Annotated in this window: 18 protein-coding genes and 1 riboswitch; of the genes, 6 read left to right on the plus strand and 12 right to left on the minus strand. The window is 49.5% G+C overall.

Annotated features, from left to right (window positions below; genetic code table 11):
- Positions 1-4 precede the first annotated feature (4 nt).
- The 3 genes from L5462_RS05790 (at position 5) to L5462_RS05800 (ending at position 1451) form a co-directional block, all read left to right on the plus strand.
- Positions 5-379 carry a desulfoferrodoxin gene (locus L5462_RS05790; protein ID WP_237779850.1) on the plus strand — a complete coding sequence of 125 codons (375 nt, stop codon included), beginning with the start codon at positions 5-7 and terminating at the stop codon, positions 377-379.
- A 129-nt stretch (positions 380-508) separates the two neighbouring features.
- The gene (locus L5462_RS05795; RefSeq protein ID WP_237779851.1) at positions 509-868 is read left to right on the plus strand and encodes a VOC family protein; all 360 of its coding nucleotides are present in this window, start codon (positions 509-511) and stop codon (positions 866-868) included.
- Positions 869-962: 94 nt separating this feature from the next.
- Complete coding sequence (locus L5462_RS05800; RefSeq protein WP_237779852.1) at positions 963-1451, plus strand: hypothetical protein; 489 nt, start codon at positions 963-965, stop codon at positions 1449-1451.
- Between the two features lie 57 nt (positions 1452-1508).
- On the opposite strand, the gene L5462_RS05805 is transcribed toward L5462_RS05800, so the two are convergent.
- The 3 genes from L5462_RS05805 to L5462_RS05815 form a co-directional block, all read right to left on the minus strand.
- Positions 1509-2708: a sodium:proton antiporter gene (locus tag L5462_RS05805; RefSeq protein WP_237779853.1), complete on the minus strand. Its 1200-nt coding sequence runs from the start codon at positions 2706-2708 to the stop codon at positions 1509-1511.
- A gap of 38 nt (positions 2709-2746) precedes the next feature.
- A riboswitch (Fluoride riboswitch) is annotated at positions 2747-2809 on the minus strand.
- Positions 2810-2852: 43 nt separating this feature from the next.
- The gene (locus L5462_RS05810) at positions 2853-4007 is read right to left on the minus strand and encodes an MFS transporter (protein WP_237779854.1); all 1155 of its coding nucleotides are present in this window, start codon (positions 4005-4007) and stop codon (positions 2853-2855) included.
- An 82-nt stretch (positions 4008-4089) separates the two neighbouring features.
- Positions 4090-4857 (minus strand): prenyltransferase/squalene oxidase repeat-containing protein, encoded by a 768-nt coding sequence (locus tag L5462_RS05815; RefSeq protein WP_237779855.1) that lies wholly within the window; start codon positions 4855-4857, stop codon positions 4090-4092.
- Between the two features lie 107 nt (positions 4858-4964).
- Between L5462_RS05815 and L5462_RS05820 the strand changes: the two genes are divergently transcribed.
- Complete coding sequence (locus L5462_RS05820; RefSeq protein WP_237779856.1) at positions 4965-7142, plus strand: DHH family phosphoesterase; 2178 nt, start codon at positions 4965-4967, stop codon at positions 7140-7142.
- 162 nt (positions 7143-7304) lie between these two features.
- On the opposite strand, the gene nth is transcribed toward L5462_RS05820, so the two are convergent.
- From nth to L5462_RS05840, 4 genes are all read right to left on the minus strand, one after another.
- Entirely contained in the window at positions 7305-7928 is a 624-nt protein-coding gene (gene nth, locus L5462_RS05825) for an endonuclease III (RefSeq protein ID WP_237780031.1), read from the minus strand.
- A 42-nt stretch (positions 7929-7970) separates the two neighbouring features.
- Positions 7971-8426 carry an ATP/GTP-binding protein gene (locus L5462_RS05830; protein ID WP_013295975.1) on the minus strand — a complete coding sequence of 152 codons (456 nt, stop codon included), beginning with the start codon at positions 8424-8426 and terminating at the stop codon, positions 7971-7973.
- Positions 8427-8500: 74 nt separating this feature from the next.
- Positions 8501-9772: a 3-phosphoshikimate 1-carboxyvinyltransferase gene (gene aroA / locus L5462_RS05835; RefSeq protein ID WP_237779857.1), complete on the minus strand. Its 1272-nt coding sequence runs from the start codon at positions 9770-9772 to the stop codon at positions 8501-8503.
- 18 nt (positions 9773-9790) lie between these two features.
- Entirely contained in the window at positions 9791-12421 is a 2631-nt protein-coding gene (locus L5462_RS05840; protein WP_237779858.1) for a valine--tRNA ligase, read from the minus strand.
- Between the two features lie 141 nt (positions 12422-12562).
- Between L5462_RS05840 and L5462_RS05845 the strand changes: the two genes are divergently transcribed.
- Positions 12563-12922 carry a hypothetical protein gene (locus tag L5462_RS05845; RefSeq protein ID WP_237780032.1) on the plus strand — a complete coding sequence of 120 codons (360 nt, stop codon included), beginning with the start codon at positions 12563-12565 and terminating at the stop codon, positions 12920-12922.
- Positions 12923-12961: 39 nt separating this feature from the next.
- Here L5462_RS05845 and L5462_RS05850 read toward each other — a convergent pair whose 3' ends face one another.
- On the minus strand, positions 12962-13801 hold the full coding sequence (locus tag L5462_RS05850; protein ID WP_237779859.1) for a hypothetical protein: 840 nt from the start codon (positions 13799-13801) through the stop codon (positions 12962-12964).
- 156 nt (positions 13802-13957) lie between these two features.
- Between L5462_RS05850 and pheT the strand changes: the two genes are divergently transcribed.
- Entirely contained in the window at positions 13958-15613 is a 1656-nt protein-coding gene (gene pheT / locus L5462_RS05855) for a phenylalanine--tRNA ligase subunit beta (RefSeq protein ID WP_237779860.1), read from the plus strand.
- A gap of 111 nt (positions 15614-15724) precedes the next feature.
- Here the strand turns inward: pheT and L5462_RS05860 are convergent, their stop codons facing one another.
- From L5462_RS05860 to L5462_RS05875, 4 genes are all read right to left on the minus strand, one after another.
- Positions 15725-16138: a secondary thiamine-phosphate synthase enzyme YjbQ gene (locus tag L5462_RS05860; RefSeq protein WP_237779861.1), complete on the minus strand. Its 414-nt coding sequence runs from the start codon at positions 16136-16138 to the stop codon at positions 15725-15727.
- 78 nt (positions 16139-16216) lie between these two features.
- Positions 16217-17347 carry a DUF362 domain-containing protein gene (locus L5462_RS05865; RefSeq protein WP_237779862.1) on the minus strand — a complete coding sequence of 377 codons (1131 nt, stop codon included), beginning with the start codon at positions 17345-17347 and terminating at the stop codon, positions 16217-16219.
- A 32-nt stretch (positions 17348-17379) separates the two neighbouring features.
- The gene (mch, locus tag L5462_RS05870; protein WP_237779863.1) at positions 17380-18342 is read right to left on the minus strand and encodes a methenyltetrahydromethanopterin cyclohydrolase; all 963 of its coding nucleotides are present in this window, start codon (positions 18340-18342) and stop codon (positions 17380-17382) included.
- Positions 18335-19006: a thymidylate synthase gene (locus tag L5462_RS05875; RefSeq protein ID WP_237779864.1), complete on the minus strand. Its 672-nt coding sequence runs from the start codon at positions 19004-19006 to the stop codon at positions 18335-18337. Before L5462_RS05875 ends, mch begins: the two co-directional genes overlap by 8 nt.
- Positions 19007-19013: the final 7 nt, after the last annotated feature.

Consider the following 19013-nt stretch of genomic DNA (forward strand, 5'->3'; position numbering starts at 1 on the left):
CCACATGACAGAGAGAAACCAGATATTCCGCTGCAACGTCTGCGGGAACATCGTGGAGGTACTCAACCCTGGTGTGGGTCAGCTCGTATGCTGCAACCAGCCAATGGAGCTCCTCGTTGCAAGAAGGACGGATGTTGGACCTGAAAAGCACGTACCCGTTGTTGAGAGGAGCGGCGATGGAATCAGGGTTAAAATTGGTGAGGTACCTCACCCAATGGAGGAGAGCCATCACATACAGTGGGTAGAGGTCATTGCAGGGGAGGAGGTCCACAGGAGGGACCTCAGACCAGGTGACAGGCCAGAGGCTGAATTCCCTGTTGACCCTGACTCAGAGTTCATGGTGAGGGCCTACTGCAATATCCATGGACTCTGGTACTGAAACGGTCCAATCAACCCTATTTTTTTATATAGGATGAACTTTTTGGTGCTAAATTTAAATATTGAGTATCTGGGCATGTATTAGCTATGGGATGCTCTGGAGAGTTTTTATGGAAGGAGGCTTTATTTTATGAAGATTAAATATATAACAATGATAGTTGAAGATATGAATGAATCCGTCCGATTTTACAGGGATGTCATGGGTTTTGAGGTGGATAGCCACTATGACCTCGGAGATCATGGTGAGATAACCCTCCTCAGGGGTGAGGGGGAAACCATGGTGGAACTCATAAGGAATCCCGTAAATAAACAGGGTTTATTCTCTGTTGGAATGGACGTTGATGACCTTGAAGTCACACTCAGGGAGCTGAGAGCCCGGGGGGCAAAGGTTGTAATGGAACCAACACCCATAACTGTGGGAAAACTTGCATTCATAGAGGACCCCAATGGGGTGAGGATAGCCCTTATTCAGCACATTGATGGGGACTGAAATCCGTAGTTACAGATTCTCGCTCCACAACCGCCAAAAAACCTTACCTCCATAAACCCAAAACTTTTATTTTTCAAATTATAAAATCCCCTCCATGAAGAGGATCTATCTTATGGCACTCCTTCTTCTCACTGTGAGTGTGAGTGGATGCATAAGTTCAGGGAACAGTAGCATCAACCAGCTTAGCCCCCAGATAAATGATCATATAAAGAAGGGTGATGCTTATTTCAATGAATCAGCACTTGCAGCAAACAGCTTCAAACTGGATGAGGCGCTTTCAAAGTGTGAGTTTGCAGAGGATGAGTATCTTTCTGCGAGGGAACTTGCATCCGAGGCCCTGGGTCATGCGAAGGACACCGGTGACCCCATAGTGGTCAACTACATCGAACTCCTGGTATATGAACTGGAGGCAAAACTCAACGCCACCTACAAGCTTAAGAATGCCATACAGATGTTCACACTGAACGATACTGAGAGCGGGAACTCCAATATTGAACTTGCAAATGGTTACATGCTGAGTGCGAAGGAATTCGAAAGAAAAAGACAGGAAATTGTAAATAAAAATCCTGAAAAGTTCAGTTAAAACCCACAGCACTCCCCCTTATTCAAAAAATCCTGAAAGGTTCAGGTAACCCCAGTCTCATGGGGTCCCTTCAACCTCCAGGAACCTTTCGCCTGTGATTCTAACAGCCACTGACCCGAGAGGTGCTGTGAAGAGTATGGCGAGCACCGCCATTGCAAGTATTGTTTGACCCGCTGCAACCCCCGCGGCAAGGGGTATTGCACCCACAGCTGCCTGGACAGTAGCTTTTGGTATATATGCTGCTATGCAGAATACCTTTTCCCTCACATTAAGGTTTGAGCCTCTGAGTGCCAGGAGCACGCCCATACTCCTTGCTGCAAGACCCAGGATTATCACTGCTAGTCCCAGTAGCCCCACCTGGAATATGAGTTTAACGTCAACCGCTGCCCCCACAAGCACAAAGAGCAGTATCTCTGCAAATATCCATACCTTGTTGAATTTCTCAGAGAGCTTGAGTCCTGTTTCAGGCATCCTCTCAAGTATAACAAGTCCAGTTACCATTACACCAACAAGTGCGGCTATAGGAACATGGGCACTGAGTATATCCCCTGCATTCTTAAGGAGTATTGCCGCGCCCAGGATGATGAGCGTCTTCTCAGTGTTTCTTATCTCAAATTTCCTGAAGAGATACACAAGGGCAAGGCCAAGGGCAAGACCCGCAACTATACCTGTGAGTATTGATATCGGGACCCCGAGGGCCTCCACAAGGAAGTTAACCTGCTGTCCCTGATACATTCCCAGGAACACCGAGAAGAGGGTTATTGAAACAACGTCATCCACAGAGGCCCCTGTCAGTATAATGGTGGGTATACCCTTGGCTGTTCCCATCCTCCTCTCAATGAAGGATAGCATCTGTGGGACTATAACCGCAGGTGAAACCGCGGCTATAACAAAACCAAGGATCCCTGCCTCGATGAGTGAAAGGCCCAGTATGTAGTGGGCTGCGAACATTACTGCGAAACCCTCAACGACGTCAGGTATGAAGCTCATCTTAACGGCGGTCATGCCCACCTTTCTGAGGCTTTCGAGGTTTATACCGAACCCGGCCCTCAGGAGGATTATTATAAGTGCTATGACCCTGAGGTCCGGTGAAACGTCCATTATACTTTTTGATATCAGGTTCAGTCCATGGGGGCCTATCAACATGCCAAGTACAAGCATCCCCAGGATTCCCGGTATCCCGATGCGGTTGAATACCCTGCTAAACAGAAGACCAAGTAAGATAATAACAGCTACGCTGAATGCAACATACTCCAAATTGATACCTCCATCTGGAGGATAGCTCCTCCTACATTTTTTCTGCAGGAGTCATCAGCCAGAAAAAGTGTTTAAAGGTGGACTCCATCACCTATACACTGAACTTTCAGAGTGATTTTATATAAGTTTTCCGGTTGCTTTCATCTAGGGAACCTTCCCCTCCACCTTTTCAATACCAGCTATTACAGCTATGGCGGCTGACTGGGTTATAATTGAAAACAGAACAACTGCAGGTATCCATACACCGTAGAGGTAACCCATAAGGAGGCTTCCCGAAAACCAGGCAACCCCGAACACCATGTTGAAAGTCCCGTAGGCTGAACCCCTCCTCTCTGGTGGAGAAAACCTTGAAACCGCTGCCCTCATAACAGATTCCTGGGCACCCATACCCACACCCCAGAGTGCTGCGCCAGTAACCGCTGCCAGTGAGCCACCAAGAAAGGCGAGGGGGGCATAGAGCATGGATATTAACACCGCGAGGGCCATAACCCTGAAACCATACCTGTCAAAGTACCTTCCAAAGATGAGCGCTGATATGGCATCTGTAAGCATGGCAAGGGAATAGAGAACAGGAATCATTGAGGATTCCAGAACCCCACTCACTCCAAGGTGGTAACCTACAAGTGGAAAATCAGCGTACCCGAGGGCTATAAAACATACAGCGAGCATGTAAACCCAGTAGGAACCCCTGAATGATGTATAATCAATCCTCGTTGAGGTTTCAAGTTCACCTGGACGTGGGAAGAGCAGGTAACCTGCAGTTAGAACTGAGAGTGCCATGACCGCTGGAACTGCAAGGACCAGGAAACCCTCCCTGAAGCCTCCGCCAAGTGCCAGAACCATAAAAACTATAAAAGGTCCTGCAACAGCTCCAATCTGGTCAAGAGCCTCATGTATTCCAAATCCAGTTCCATGACCCATACTGGAGGATGCATATGATAGAATAGCATCCCTGGGTGGTGTTCTGAGACCCTTACCCACCCTCTCAATTATTATCAGGAGAACCGCCACCTGCCAGTTACCTGCAAATGCAAGTAGAGGCACGGCGATCAGGTTGATAAGGTAGCCGGCAAATGTTATGAACCAGTACCTCCCTGTTCTATCTGAGATGTAACCTGAAAGGAACCTTATAAGGTACCCTGAGAGTTCACCGAACCCTGCCGCAAATCCCACCATGAATGCGCTGGCACCGAGAAATGCCATGAATGGCCCTGTTATTCCCCTGGCACCCTCATAGGTCATGTCAGCAAGGAGACTCACAATTCCAAGTATGATTATAAATTTAGTTGCCCTGTTCATGATAAAGCCCCATTAGAAAAATGAATTTCCATCTTCTTACGAATTTAACTGCTTATAAATCCTATAAAGAACCTCGTAATCATCACTTAACCCCATTGAACAGCATGTAAACCGCCCTGTAGGTGTACTCAGGTTCAGATATACCCATATACAGTGACCTCCTGAATCCGCCATCTGGGTTTCTCAATTTCAATATAAAGTCACCCACCTCATGTTTCCTGCCCCGGAGGATCTCATTGAGCCTGAAGCCTGCGTAAACCGTCTCAAGGTATGGTGGATAGGATAGGGGTGTGAAGTTCCACCCCCCATCACCCCAGCAGGAATCAGTAAATTCAAGCACATCCTTCCTCCTGAAACCAACGCCATGGGCCTCCAGTATCTCAACTGCGAAGTGGGTGTTTATGATGTCTGAACCATACCTTCCAAAGCCGCCATCATCGTTCTGAAGCGAAAGAACCCATTCAGGGACCCCCTCAAGGTATTCACCATGAAGGCGGAGAACCGAATCCATATAATACGTTATCTCAAGCTTTGATTTCCTGTAGGACCTTCTGAGAAGATCGAGAAATCTCTGCTTTACCCTGAATTCCCTGCCATAATCAGCCAGCAAACTGCACCTGTAGAAAAGTCCCTGGGCAGCAAAGCTACCCCTTGAGTGCAGTTCCTCAAGCCAGTCAAGGGTTCTCCAGATATCATCCGGAAGAGAATCAACGACCTCCAGGGACTTTATGGCGTAATAAGTGTTTTTCGAGTCAGGAAGTCCCTCATAAAGTGTGTAACCCCCTGATGGGTGTCTCCTCCTATCAAAAAAGTTAATGATCCCCTCAACTATGGGTGACGTCCCTGACATGTTATTCCTCCGGCCACGCAACAATCAAATATAAATAATGAACACCGCCATTATATAATAAGTTCCTGTTATTTATCATTAAATAAACCGTTTCTATGAGGAATACCATGATCCAGTCATGTAGTGAATGTAAGGGTAAGGGTTACCGTGTTAAAAGTTACAAGATATGCAGCGCATGCCATGGGACAGGCTACCAATCAACGGAGGATATTAAGGACCACTTCAAGGGTGTATCAAACACTGCAAGGCAGAGGTTCGACCTTGAGGAGGCCCATGATGTGCCCTGCGAGGTATGCAGGGGAAAGGGTGAGGTCGAGGTGAGGGAACCCTGCCCATCATGTGGGGGTAAGGGTGAGGTGAACGTATGCCCCTCATGTGGAAAGAGGATAAGTGGCAGGGACGAATACTGCCCTGACTGCCAGAAGAAGGAACACGTCTACGTCCTGCATCCAGCATGCACCATCGACGACCTTGAGGTTGGAAGCGTATACAGGGGAAAGATAACGAGGATAGAAAAATATGGCGTCTTCGTGAGCCTCAACAGCCATGTCTGGGGGCTCATGAGGGGCCTGTTCCCCGACCACAGGATAGGTGACGAAATATTCGTCAGGGTATCCCATGTGAAGCCCTACAAGGGGGAGGTTGACATGATACCCGCCAGTATAAAGGGCCCATATGAGATCGTTAAACTAAAAAAGGACCTCCCAAGGACAAGGATAGCTGATATAGACACCAGGAGTCTTGGTAAAACAGTCAGGATAGTGGGTGAGGTCATACAGATACAGCAGACCTCGGGACCAACAATATTCACAATCTCAGATGAGACAGGTACAACCTGGGCAGCGGCCTTCGATGAGCCCGGCATAAGGGTCTACCCCCACATCCAGATAGGGCACATAGTTGAGGTTATAGGTGAGGTTAACCAGCACACAGGTAAGATCCAGATAGAATCAGAGTCCATTGAACGTCTCATAGGAAAGGATGCTGCTGAGGCAAGGAGGCTCATCGATGAGGCAATTGACAGGAGGGCAGAACCTGAGAGGAAGGACCTCCTCATAGAAAGTGAAACCCTTGAAAAACTGAGGCCAAAACTCATTGAGGCAGCCAAGGCCATAAGAAGGGCAATATATGATGGAAGATCCATACTGGTAAGGCACCATGCAGACGCCGATGGTATATGTGCAGGTGTTGCCATAGAAAAGGCCGTTGTACCCCTGCTGAGGGAACTGAACCCGAGCACAGATGCAGAGTGGCACTACTTCAAGAGGGCCCCAAGTAAGGCCCCATTCTATGAACTCGAGGACGTGGTGAAGGACCTCTCCTATGCGCTTGAGGACCTGGAAAGGCACGGGCAGAAACTCCCCCTCCTTGTGCTCCTTGACAACGGGTCAACCGAGGAGGATATACTCGCCCTGATGAAGGCAAAGATCTATGACATCGAAATAGTTGTCGTGGACCACCACTACCCCGGTGAGGTCACCGATGGAAGGGTGGAGGTTGATGAATACGTTGACGTGCATGTGAACCCATACCTGGTGGGTGGGGACTCCCAGATAACCGCAGGGGCCCTTTCAGTGGAGATAGCCAAGATGATAAACCCTGAGATCACCGAGAGGATCCTGCACCTTCCGGGTATTGCTGCTGTGGGGGACCATGCAAACTCCCCTGAAGCCGAAGGTTACATTGAACTCGCAGGTGAGCGGGGCTATGACCGGGAGGAGCTTGAAAAAATAGCCTCCTGTGTTGACTTTGAGGCCTTCTACCTCCGATTCATGAACGGAAGGGGTATAATAGACACCATCCTTGGCCTTGGAAATCTTGATAAGCACAAGAAACTGGTGGACGCCCTCTACAGGGAATACGAGAGGAAGGTAGATACCCAGCTCCGGGCCGCGATACCCAACCTCAAATCCACGAGGCTCCCCAATGGTATACTCTTCAATGTCCTTGACGTTGAGAAGTACTCACACCGATTCACGTTCCCTGCCCCCGGCAAGACCTGCGGCTTCGTCCATGACTACATGGTCCAGAAGCACGGTGAGGAGACACCGATAATCACACTTGCCTATGGACCCGACTTTGGAGTTATAAGGGCAACAGATGCTGTGAATGAGAAATTCGGTTTTAACCTCAACGAGATAGTCTGGGAGCTGGCAGAGGAGATTCCTGAAGCGGTGATCGATGGGGGTGGACATGAATGCGCAGGGTCACTCAAGTACATTGAGGGCCTCTCAAAGAAGGTTCTGTCGGCCTTTGCAGAGAAGGTGGCATCCCTGAGGGAATAATTAAAAATTAATTTTAAAATTAATGACAGTTTTCCTATAGAGCTCTGAGAAAGCGGATTAAATTAAATCCTAATTTTTGAAAGTAGGTTTTTTAAATCCTAATTTATATTAACATCATTTTCTTCATGAATGCTCTAAGAAAAGTAAAAATAATTTTAAATCTTAAACATCAGGATTTTCCCTTTCGTCCATCAGGCTCTTATAGTAGTCGCATTCATCTGCAATGGGACATTCCTCATGCCTAGGACCCACTGGCCTGCAGATGTCCTGTCCAAACTGGACCATGAGATCATTGAGTTCTATCCAGTATTTCCGTGGTATGACCTCCATCAGGGCCCTTTCGGTCTCCTCTGGTGTCCTGGTCTTCACAAGGCCTATTCTGTTTGATATCCTGTGGACATGTGTATCAACAGGAACCGCTGGCTTATTGAATGCATATACAAGTACGCAGTTTGCGGTTTTCCTACCAACACCTGGAAGTTTAAGGAGTTCATCAATGTCATCAGGGACCTCCCCCCCGTATTCCTCAAGGATGATCCTTGAAACCTCCCTGATCCTCCTTGCCTTGACGTGATAGAAGCCAGCCTTCCTTACGAGCTGCTCCAGTTTCTCGACCGGTGCATATGCAACGTCCTCCATGGAGGGGTACTCAGAGAACAGTCTGGCGGTTGCCTCATCGGTGTTCTCGTCCCTGGTCCTCTGGGAGAGTATTGTCCTTATGAGGACACGGTAGGGGTCCCTGTCCTCAAAAACTCTGGGGGAGTAGAGGCTCCTAAGACCCCCCATTATCCTGTCAATATCCCTGATGGATACCACCGGAAAAAAGAATCAGTTAAGTTTCTGGAGTAGAAGCTGAAGACCATCCATCAGCCCCTCACCCTCGGTTGCAATGGTGGGAAGAACATCCACGTCCCTGTCAATTTCAAGTTCAGAATCATCAAGGTCCTGTTTATTTGAGAACACAACGTATGGGATGTTCTTCTCCTCCAGTTCTGCCATTATCTCCTTCTCAGCCAGGGTTACCCCCCTTGAGTTATCCACCACTATTATGGCCGCATCAAGGCCATTGGAGATGATCTCAAGCATGAACTTGAACCTCTCGTGGCCGGGTGTTGCAAAGAGGTGTATCTTCTCACCGTTAACAATGCAGTTACCATAATCCAGTGCCAGTGTTGTGCCCTTGTACTCAACCTTTGTTATCTTATCACAGAGCTGCTCAAGGGTGGTTGTTTTACCGGTATCATAATCCCCGAAGATTACAACCTTTGTCTCCTTATTTTTCATTATAATCAACTCACACTCAATTTATAGTTAAGTATAATGTCTGAATGCTGTGTCCCTATTTTATGTACCATACTTTATATATTTAATGCTGTGGGATGTATCCTGCAACCAATTGACCTCATCCTCTCTGGAAAATCAGGGAACGAAACACTGAAGACCTCACCATCCATTACAGTTATACCCTCCCTGAGGCCTATGAGGGTGAATGCCATTGCAAGTCTGTGGTCGCCGTGGGATGAGACCACCCCACCCCTCACACCACCCTCAATGACCATACCGTCCCGCAGCTCCTTAACGTCCACTCCCAGTCTTCCAAGTTCAGTGGCGCATGTCCTTATCCTGTCTGTTTCCTTGTACCTTGCATGTTCAACTCCCCTTATCTCGGTTCGTCCATCTGCAAGGGCTCCAAGAGCTGCGACAGTTGGGAGGAGGTCCGGGGCGTCATGGAGGTCCACCTGGACACCTGAAAGTTCCCCGGTGGATGATACAACCACGTGGTCATCTCCCACCACAACATCAGCCCCCATCTCCCTGATTATGTCAAGTATTATGCGGTCACCCTGCCTGGAATCTCTGAAGAGGTTCTCGATTCTGACCTCTCCGCCTGCAACTGCAACTGCCCCTGCAAGGTAGGATGCAGAGGAGTAGTCACCCTCAACCGTGTACTCCCTTCCCCTGTACCTGGCTGGTTCAACAGAGAATACGCCATCGGAGTATTCCACCGGTACAGAGAATTTCTCCATCACATCAAGGGTCATGTCAACGTAGGGCCTTGATATGAACTCCCCCTCAACCTTCAGGTCAACGCCCTCTGAGAGGGGTGCTGCTATGAGGATCGACGATATGAACTGTGAACTCATACTCCCATCTATTGAGGTCTCGCCGCCCCTGAATCCCCCCCTTACTATAACAGGAGGGAGGCCGTTCATCCTTGAGGATACTGCCTCAACACCGAGTGGTTTGAGGGCGTCCAGGAGGGGCTGCATGGGTCTTGCCCTTAGGGACTCATCACCGGTGAGTACAGTGTAGTTCTCTGCAAGTCCCGCCACCGAGGTCATGATGCGCAGTGTTGTCCCTGAATTTCCAAGGTATACAACATCTTCGGGTGTTTCAAGTTCACCCCCGCTTCCGGTGACGGACCATTTCTCACTGCCTTCTATTTCAACCCCGAATGCCCGGCATGCATCCACCGAGGAGAGGGTGTCCTCCGCCACAAGGGGGTCCCTGATCTCTGATACACCATCTGCAAGCGCCGCCACTATGACTGCCCTGTGGGTGTAACTCTTGGATGGCGGGGCCTTGACTGTCCCTGAAAGTTCAGATGATACATCAACTTTAAGTTCCATTGAAACACCTCGAGGGGATCAGCGCACTATTTCTATTATGATCTCAGGTTCATCCATGTTGAGCACATCGACCCTTTCGCCGGCTGTTCCCACGACCTCCTTTCTGAAGCTTATGTATTCAGCTGTGAGTCTTCTCCCCGCGACTTCTATTTCCCCATTCTCCTGGAGTTCATCGTAGACATCCTGGGGGTCAGATCCCTGAAGATGGGAGATTATGGCTGGGGCGTCTCCCCTGAACTCGGGCCCTATCCTGTCCATTCTCGGTTCAAGTTCCACGACCCTTTCTGTTATTTCAGGTTCACCCGTCTCAAGGTTCACCTCAGATATATTCATCGTCCCTGCTATGTCCTCGAGGAATGGTTCCATCATCGCCGCTGAATCCTCATCTGTGTATATTGTGGCTGATCTGAGGGGTGCGTTGAGGGGCATCTTTGATGATGACTTGAACCTCCTGATTTTACCTATAACCTCAACTGCAAGGTCACCCATCCTCTCTATTTCAGGGTCAACCAGTTCAGCCCGGTACTCGGGCCAGCCTTTCACATGTATTGATCCCTCACCGATGTGCTGGTAAACCTCCTCTGTGAAGTGGGGTGTCACAGGGGCAAGGAGCCTGAGGCATGTCTCAAGGACCATCCTGAGGGTGTTCTGGGCTGCCATCCTCGAGGCCTCATCCCCTTCTGAGTACAGGCGGTACTTAACAGCCTCTATGTACTCGTCACAGAAGTCATGCCAGACGAACTTCTGGATCCTCCCAAGAGCCGCGGCGAAGTTGTACTCATCCAGACTCTCTGTAACGTCTCTCACAAGGTTCATTAGCCTGGAGAGTATCCAGCGGTCAAGAGGCCTGAATTCCGCCTCCCTGTCCTCTCCCAGGTGGATGCTTATGAATCTGAATGCATTCCAGAATTTCCTCAGAAACTTGTAGCCGTACTTCACGTCCTTCCAGGCGAATGGAACGTCTGACCCTGGAACGCTCCCCGCGGCCCAGAGCCTCAGTGCATCGGCACCGTAGTCCTCAAGGACCTCCTCTGGTGCTATCACATTCCCCCGGGACTTGCTCATCTTGTGTCCGTCCTCCCCGAAGACCATCCCGTTTATCACTATCTCACTGAAGGGTTTCTCACCGGTGAGTGCCATGCATCTCAGTATGGTGTAGAATGCCCAGGTACGGATTATGTCGTGTCCCTGTGGTCTCAGATTTGCGGGGAAGAGGTCCGTGTATGATTCATCTGGCCATCCAGCAACCGAGAGAGGTGATATTGAACTGTCCATCCAGGTGTCGAGGACGTCCTCCTCTCCAATGAATTCAGTGCTACCGCATTCACATTTTATGCCTGGATCGTCCCTTGTTGGGTCAACTGGCAGCATATCCTCGTCTGCAACGTGGACCCTTCCGCATTCCTTACAGTACCACACGGGTATGGGTGTTGCGAATATCCTCTGCCTTGATATGCACCAGTCCCAGTCCATGGACCCTGTCCAGTTGAGGAGCCTCGTCTTCATGTGTTCGGGCACCCATTCCATTTCCTCAGCGGCCCTCCTAACATCCGGTATGAGTTTCTTTACCGCCACAAACCACTGTTTCTTGACCAGGATCTCTATCGGCGTCTTGCACCTCCAGCAGGTGCCCACGTTCTGCTTCACAGGCTCCTTTCTCAGGAGGAAACCCTCACTTTCAAGGTCCTCAACTATCTGTTCCTTGCACTCCCTTATGGTGAGACCCTTATATTTGCCTGCGGCTTCTGTCATGTACCCCCTTTCATCTATTGCTTCTATAATGTCAAGGTTATGTCGGTTGACCCAGGTAACGTCTGTCTTATCCCCGAAGGTACATATCATAACAGCACCGGTACCGAATTCAGGGTCAACGTCAGGGTCCTTTATCAGTTTAACCCTCTGGCCGAATAGGGGCACCTCTATCTCTTTACCCTCAAATTCACCGAATCTCTCATCATCCGGGTGTACAGCCACCGCCACGCAGGCCGCCATGAGCTCCGGCCTTGTTGTGGCTATCTCTATGTCCCCACCCCCATGGACCGGGAACCTCACATAGTTGAGGTTTGTCTCGTTCTCAACGTATTCAACCTCTGCAAAGGCTATCGCAGTCTCACACCGGGGGCACCAGTTGACCGGATGCACGCCCTGGTATATGAGGCCATCCTCGTACATGCGCAGGAATGAGAGCTGGGTTCTCCTCATGTACTCGGGGGTCATGGTCACGAATTCGTGGCTCCAGTCCTGGCTGAAACCGAGGCGCTGCATCTGCTCCTTCATCATCTTTATGTTTTCCTGTGTGAGTTCCACGCAGAGCCGTCTGAATTCCTCACGTGACACGTCACTCTTCTTTATGTTGTGGGTCTCCTCAACCTTGACCTCTGTTGGAAGACCGTGACAGTCCCAGCCCTGGGGAAAGAGTACATCGAATCCCCTCATTCTCCTGAACCTTGCTATTATGTCCATGTAAACCCAGTTGAGTACGTGGCCCATGTGTATGGATCCTGTGGGGTATGGTGGTGGCGTGTCTATGATGTACCTGGGTTTTGTCCCTGACCCTATGAAGCGGTATATGCCATCTTCCTGCCATTTTTTCTGCCATTTAACCTCGTTTTTATGGTTGTAATCCTTTGGGATCTGGTTATCGGTCATCTTATTCTCTCCCTGATAGAAGCTGTGAAGTGCTGGAAAGTTATATGATAATATTCACTACCCAATCTTTATAAAGATGTTTGAATACTCTAACTTTGTGGAGAAATAAAAGGAGAGCAAGTTCTCATATGGTGAATGCCAATGGAATTAATCTGGTTCTACATAGCACTCTTCCTTGCAATAAGTGATGAGATACACATGAGGATACTCTGGAACGTCTTCTTTGATTTCTACATACTTCTAGCAGGTTTAATCAAGGAGACTGTCTCATCGAATATACAGCTGTGGCTGGTCCATGAGGGCCTGGAGGCCCTCTTCCACTTCATAGTGCTGTCCCTTGTGTTTCTCTCATTTGAGATAGGGTTCCTTGCAGCCCTCATACACCTTATTGTGGATCTTTACCATCAGCTGAGCGGGGTGGACCATGGGTGGCTGTATCACAGGGCCCTACACTTCACTGTGGAATCGGTTTTCTTCATAATGGTCTTCTCTGCCATCTAGAAAGACCCGTTTTTCTTTTAAAAGGATTCGATCCTGGATTTATCGGTTTCTCTTCAGTGTCACAGAGCCTATGAATTTTGTGGTGGGTATCCGTGGGAGTGATGATGCGGCCACATATTTTCCAAGGAATATTATGTTATCTGGCCTTCCCCGGTTTCTTCCAATGAGCCTCCCTCCATCGAAGGTTGCGTGCACCCTCAGAAGTGTGGAGTTCTCAAGACTCATGGACTCGTAGAGGAGTATGTTTCGCCTGTTATAGCCCCAGCGGTCTGTTCCGGCAGCATAAACCGCTGCCTTAAGGGGATTTTGACTCCAGCGAGAATAGTAGCCTCTCCTGTAATAGGATGGACTGTTGGGTACACTTATGTACTCCCCATTCCTCAGCCTGAATAATGAGAGCCTTGAGTAGCCCCCTCTGTAAATCGAAACACCTGCCTGACCACCCGGGCCCCTTATAACGAAGTGGCCGAGACCAAGTTTCCTCACGAGGCTGTGGGCCCTCCTCATATCATAGGATGTCACGTTGCCGCGCCGGATGATATCTCCTCCTATGGACTCAAGGGCCCGGTTTATCCACACTATATCGGGTCCGCCCGCCCCCATCATCCAGCCACCCTCTGAGATTATGGTGTGAAAGAAGTATCCATTGACGGTCTTGTATTCCTTCAGGGTTTCCCTGCCATTCCAGACCGTCTTCTGAATCCTTAGGGTCGCGGCATAGGTGGAATCCCGCCTGTAGGCAAAGACCGCATCACTCTCATTAACATTAACCACCACCGAGCAGCATTCAGAGTCAACCTCATGATGATGCTGGCCGGATGACCCCCAGCTCTCATTTGCAGCTGTAGCTGATGCTGCACCCATGAAAATCGCGATCACAAAAAATGTAGCAAAAAAATGTGCCTCAACAATCACACCCCCCTTTTCTATATACTCTGTTTCCTGGACTATATTAATGTTGAGATGAGGGGCGGGTTAATTATTTATTGGATACCCATGATAATTTGAACCATCATCTTTACCGGAGAGATCACCATGCCTGTTATAACGTTGGATTACAATGACCTGAAGGAACTGGGCATTGACATTGATAAAGAGAGACTCATTGAAGTTCTGCCGATGATGGGGAGTGACATTGAGGACTTTGACGATGAAGGTATTAAGGTTGAATTCTTCCCCAACCGCCCTGACCTCCTCTCAGTTGAGGGTGTTGCAAGGAGTCTCAGGGGATTTCTGGGCATTGAAACAGGCATGCCCCGCTATGATGTTCTTGAATCCGGCATTGAGGTTACCGTTGATGAGTCTGTCCTCAGTGTGAGGCCCCACCTTGGAATGGCTGTCATTGAAAATGTTAGATTCACAGATAAGAAGCTTAAACAGGTAATGGAGTTCCAGGAGGACCTCCACTGGGTTATAGGGCGTGACCGGAGGAAGGTGGCCATTGGTATACATGACCTTGACCGTGTTGAGCCGCCCTTCATCTACAGGGGAGTTGAACCTGACGGTGTCACCTTCACCCCCCTTGAGAGTGTATGTGAAATGACACCCAGGGAGATACTGGAGGAGCACCCCAAGGGTGTGGCCTATGCACATCTCCTTAGGGACCGTGAAAGGTATCCCCTCATAACCGATAAGAATGGAGATGTACTCTCCCTCCCCCCCATAATAAACGGGGAACTCACCAAGTTAACCCCAGAGACAGAGAGGATACTCGTTGATGTTACAGGCACCGATGAGAGGGCAGTTAACCAGGCCCTGAACATCATATGCACATCATTCGCAGAGTCAGGTGGTGTCATAAGGTCAGTAACGGTGAAGCGCCCTGAATCTGAGTTAAGGCTCCCTGACCTCACACCAAAGGAGATGAGTGTCTCTGCATCAACAGCTTCACGCATAACAGGCATTGAACTTGACGCTGCTGAGATTACAGGGCTCCTCATGAAGGCCCGTATGGATGCATCCATCGTCTCCCCTGATGAGGTCCTTGCGGTTATCCCTGCCTACAGGGTGGACATCCTCCACGAGGTTGACCTTGTGGAGAACATAGCAACCCAGTACTGCATAGGGAGGATTGAACCCATTATCCCTGAAGTTGCAACCATTGCAGAGGAGGATAACTGGAACAGGGCCGATAAATTCGTAAGGGAGGTTATGGTGGGTCTGGGCTTCCAGGAGGTGATGAGCCTCATGCTGACGAGTGAGGAGAGCCACTACCAGAGGATGAGGCTCGAGGAGGATGAGAGGGTGCAGGTTGCCCAGTCGATTTCACAGGATCGGACCATGATCCGCAAGAGCCTCCTGAATGGTCTCCTTGAATTCCTTGAGGATAACAGGCATGAGGACCTCCCCCAGAGAATATTCGAGGTTGGGGATGTTGTATACATTGACCCTGAAGCCGAGACACGTACACGTACCGTGAAGAAGCTTGCATGTGCAGTTACCCATTCAAGCGCGGGTTTCACCGAGATCAAGTCAATTGCGGCTGCAGTGGTTGAGAACCTTGGATATGATTTCAGAGTGGAACCCCTCGACCACCCATCATTCATAAGGGGAAGGTGTGCGTCCATTGAATCTGAGGGTGACTCATCAGAAATAAGGGGGTTCTTCGGTGAGGTTCACCCTGAGGTTGTGACAAACTTCAACCTCGAGTACCCTGTCATTGCACTTGAAATTGAATTTGAGGAGAAGTGAATATCAACCCAAACCTAATCCCAAATCGTATTGGGTTCTGTGATTCTCCAGAAAAATAAATAACCGGGTTAAGGGTTTACACAGAAAACCCTGACCCCCAATAACCGACCTTCAAGGCTTACCAGCAACCGAAACCCTGACCCTCCTGTTTCTTGGACCGTCGAGTTCAGCGAAGAATATGCTCTGCCATGTACCAAGGTCCATCTTCCCATTTACCACTGGAATCGTCTGGCTCCCGCCAAGGAGCACGGCCCTCAGGTGGGAATCAGCATTGTTATCTATTACATTATGGCCATATGACCCCCCTGAAGGCACCATACCTGTGAGCATTGACTCTATGTCCCCCAGGAGCCGCGTCTCATTTTCATTTATGAATATCGCTGATGTGGAATGCCTTGAGAAGATGTTCAGTATCCCCTCCCTTATTCCGGATGACTCGAGGACCCCTGAAACCATGGAGGTTATATCAATGAGTTCAACCCGCATGGAGGTTCGAAGTGGAATCTCCTCTGTATAGAATTCCATGGGAACACCGGTTTTAGTTATGGCCTTATATCAATAAAAGTTTTGGTGTGCGCCTCACAGTCAACCTTCAGAGAAAAACTATTTGAGCACGCCTGAGAACAGACTGGTAAGCCTGTAGAGGAGGCTTTTATCCTGGTAGAAAGCCCTGTGTGGGCATACCTCCATGCAGCAGAGGCAGTTGATGCAGCTGGAGTGGTCAAACTCTGGTACCAGCGCCCCAGACTTGAGGGCATCGGCAGGGCAGCTCTCAACACATACATTACAGTTCCTGCACCTTTCAGGGTCTATGGCTGGCCTTGACCACCAGAGTTTCATGAGCGCACGTGCAAGGCCCGATGGGAGCAGATCAAGGGTGTAGTATATGTTGGAGGGCCATCTGAAGTCATCCACCGCTTCAGCCTCGAATCCCAGAATCTCTATATCTGAAGGGTCAGGAGCAAGGTTACTCCTCCGTGCAGCTTCATTCACAGGTACCCTGAAGGGGTCCATTCCCAGGAGCAGGGGTATGTAAATGTCAAGTGCCAGCGCATCCTCTGATGCCAGAAGAAGCCCGAGGTGTCTTGGATCCCCTCCTGAGGGACCATTGCCATCCATCCCCACCACCCCATCAACGAGGGTGAGTGCAGGATTCGTAAGCAGGTAGATCTCAAGGAGCTTCTCAGCAAATTCAGATGGCCCCGGGTGTTCCCTGTGATAATCCGCCTTCCTGAAGCCAGGTACAGCACCATACATGTTCTTGACAGCACAGGTGAATATGGTCATGGAGTGGGTCTTGAGCTTGGGGAGGTTGATAACGGCGTCGCTATCCACAACCGGCCTTGAGATGGGATAGCCCTCCCTTCCCATTATGTATGACCCAGATGCCTCGAAGTTTATGAGTTCAATATCAAGCCTCTCTGCCACGTCAAGTATCCCTGTGGCCCTCCAGAAGCTTTCTATATTCCTGAAGGATCCGCCTGGACTGTCCCCAACTCTTACATCAGCCCCAATGTCTATGAATAGCTCTGCAACCGCCTCGATAACCACAGGATTTGTTGTGACGTGTCTCTCAGGAGGGGCTGCCATGAGCATGTTGGGTTTCAGAAGGACCCTGTCACCGGGTGATGCGAATTTTTTAACACCCCCAAGGTGATCCAGGCACTCTCCAACACCATCCCTGACCTCCTCAGGGTCATAGGACTGGCAATGAGTTACTGATACTGATGGCATGAACTGCTGCTCCAAAAAAAGTTAAAAAGAAATTAAAGTCCAAAGGACTTCATCAGGAGTTCTTCATTGACAAATCCTGCCCTGAAGACCTCACCTGTTCTGAGGTCATTTATCACGACCTCTGCTGGTGCGAACATTCCCTTGTCTATCTTGTAGAAGTCGTAGTCCGCCTCCTTGAATACGTCGTAGAAGGGTTTACCGTAGCCCTCAGAGGCTGATGATGGCAGGTTCTCTGCAAGGGATTTTATGTCATCGCCTTCCTCTGATTCTATGTAGTAGTAGGTTCTGCCTCCAAAGAGGACGGCGTCATTGGTTTTACCCATTGCCTTCAGACTGTCAGGGTCCACGGGGGCTATTGGGGCGATACCCGCGGCGTACTTGACCTTTTTAACATCAAAGTGGAGAGCCTCAAGCATCTTGTAGGTACCGTTTTCCACCACACGGCCTGAGATCTGTATTGAACCCACAAGGGATGATGTTGGGGCCACGAGTACGTAAACATTCTCCGGTGAAACATCACAGTCCTCTGCAATCCTGTCTGTTACGTCCTCCCCTGGCAGTTTATCTGCTTCAAGGGTGAGCACTGCAATGTCAGCATCGTCCTGGTAGTCTATCTCCTCATAGGTCTCTGCCGGTTTAAGTGCAAGGGCCCTTGCAGGTCCTGAACCAAGGGCAAAGAAGTCGCCCACACTGACTGACCAGCCAGCCTTCTGGGCACCCAGTGTTGAGATGGCAGGGAAGTCTGTCTTTATCTTGACTGATGGTAGGGCGAACCTCTCTGATAGGTCACCGGGTATTGATATGCCCACATCTGCAAGGCCTCCAAGGCACACAGCGGTGTAGAGTTCACCGGCCTTTATGCTGCCGTCAACGTTAACACCACAGTCTATGACTGTTGAACCATTTTCAAGTTTATCAACGCTTATTTTAAGGTCATCTGAGCCTTCGATCATCCGGTCAACTATTTTTTTTGCCTCAATGTTTACACTAACCATTTTCAATCACCTCTTTTGCTTCTTTGAAGTTAACCTCATATATATGAGCGCTAATGGAGTGGATGGTTATATGCCCCACCTCAACCCCCACCTCTGATGCGACGTGATCTGCAAGGTAGGCGAGGCCAACGGCGTTGGGGAACCATGCCCCGTAGATGTCGTGGCTGCGCCAGAGTGCAGTGGTGAAGAGCCTCCCATCCCTCACCTTGAAGTCCACGAGGATCATGCATGGAACCTCATCACTTTCAGTATCTATTTTAGGGTCCCAAGTGACCATGGTAGCCCTCCTGGACTCTTTACAGTTTTTCAGTCTCTCTATCGCCCTATCCACCTGGTCCACACCGAAGTGTGCCCTGAGACGGTTCCCATAGGTGTATACGAATCCCTTCCTGTCATCTGAGAGGAACTGTTCTGAGTACTTCTCAAGTTTCTCTCCACTCCAGAAGTACCCCTCAGGGACCCTTATATTGATGAGTGATCTGGCCGGGAGGTGGTAGAAGTCTTCTGACCTGCCGAGGGGGTTTTTTATTGTCACAACCGTGTTCATGACCTCCCTTGTGAGGGACCCCCTTTCATCCCTTATCTCTCTCCCATCACTCATTATCTTCCTAACCAGTTTAATCCAGCCCTCCGCAATTTCCTCGACGCTTATCTCATAGGCCATCTTTGAA

The organism is Methanothermobacter sp. K4 (genome assembly GCF_022014235.1).
GTDB lineage: Archaea > Methanobacteriota > Methanobacteria > Methanobacteriales > Methanothermobacteraceae > Methanothermobacter.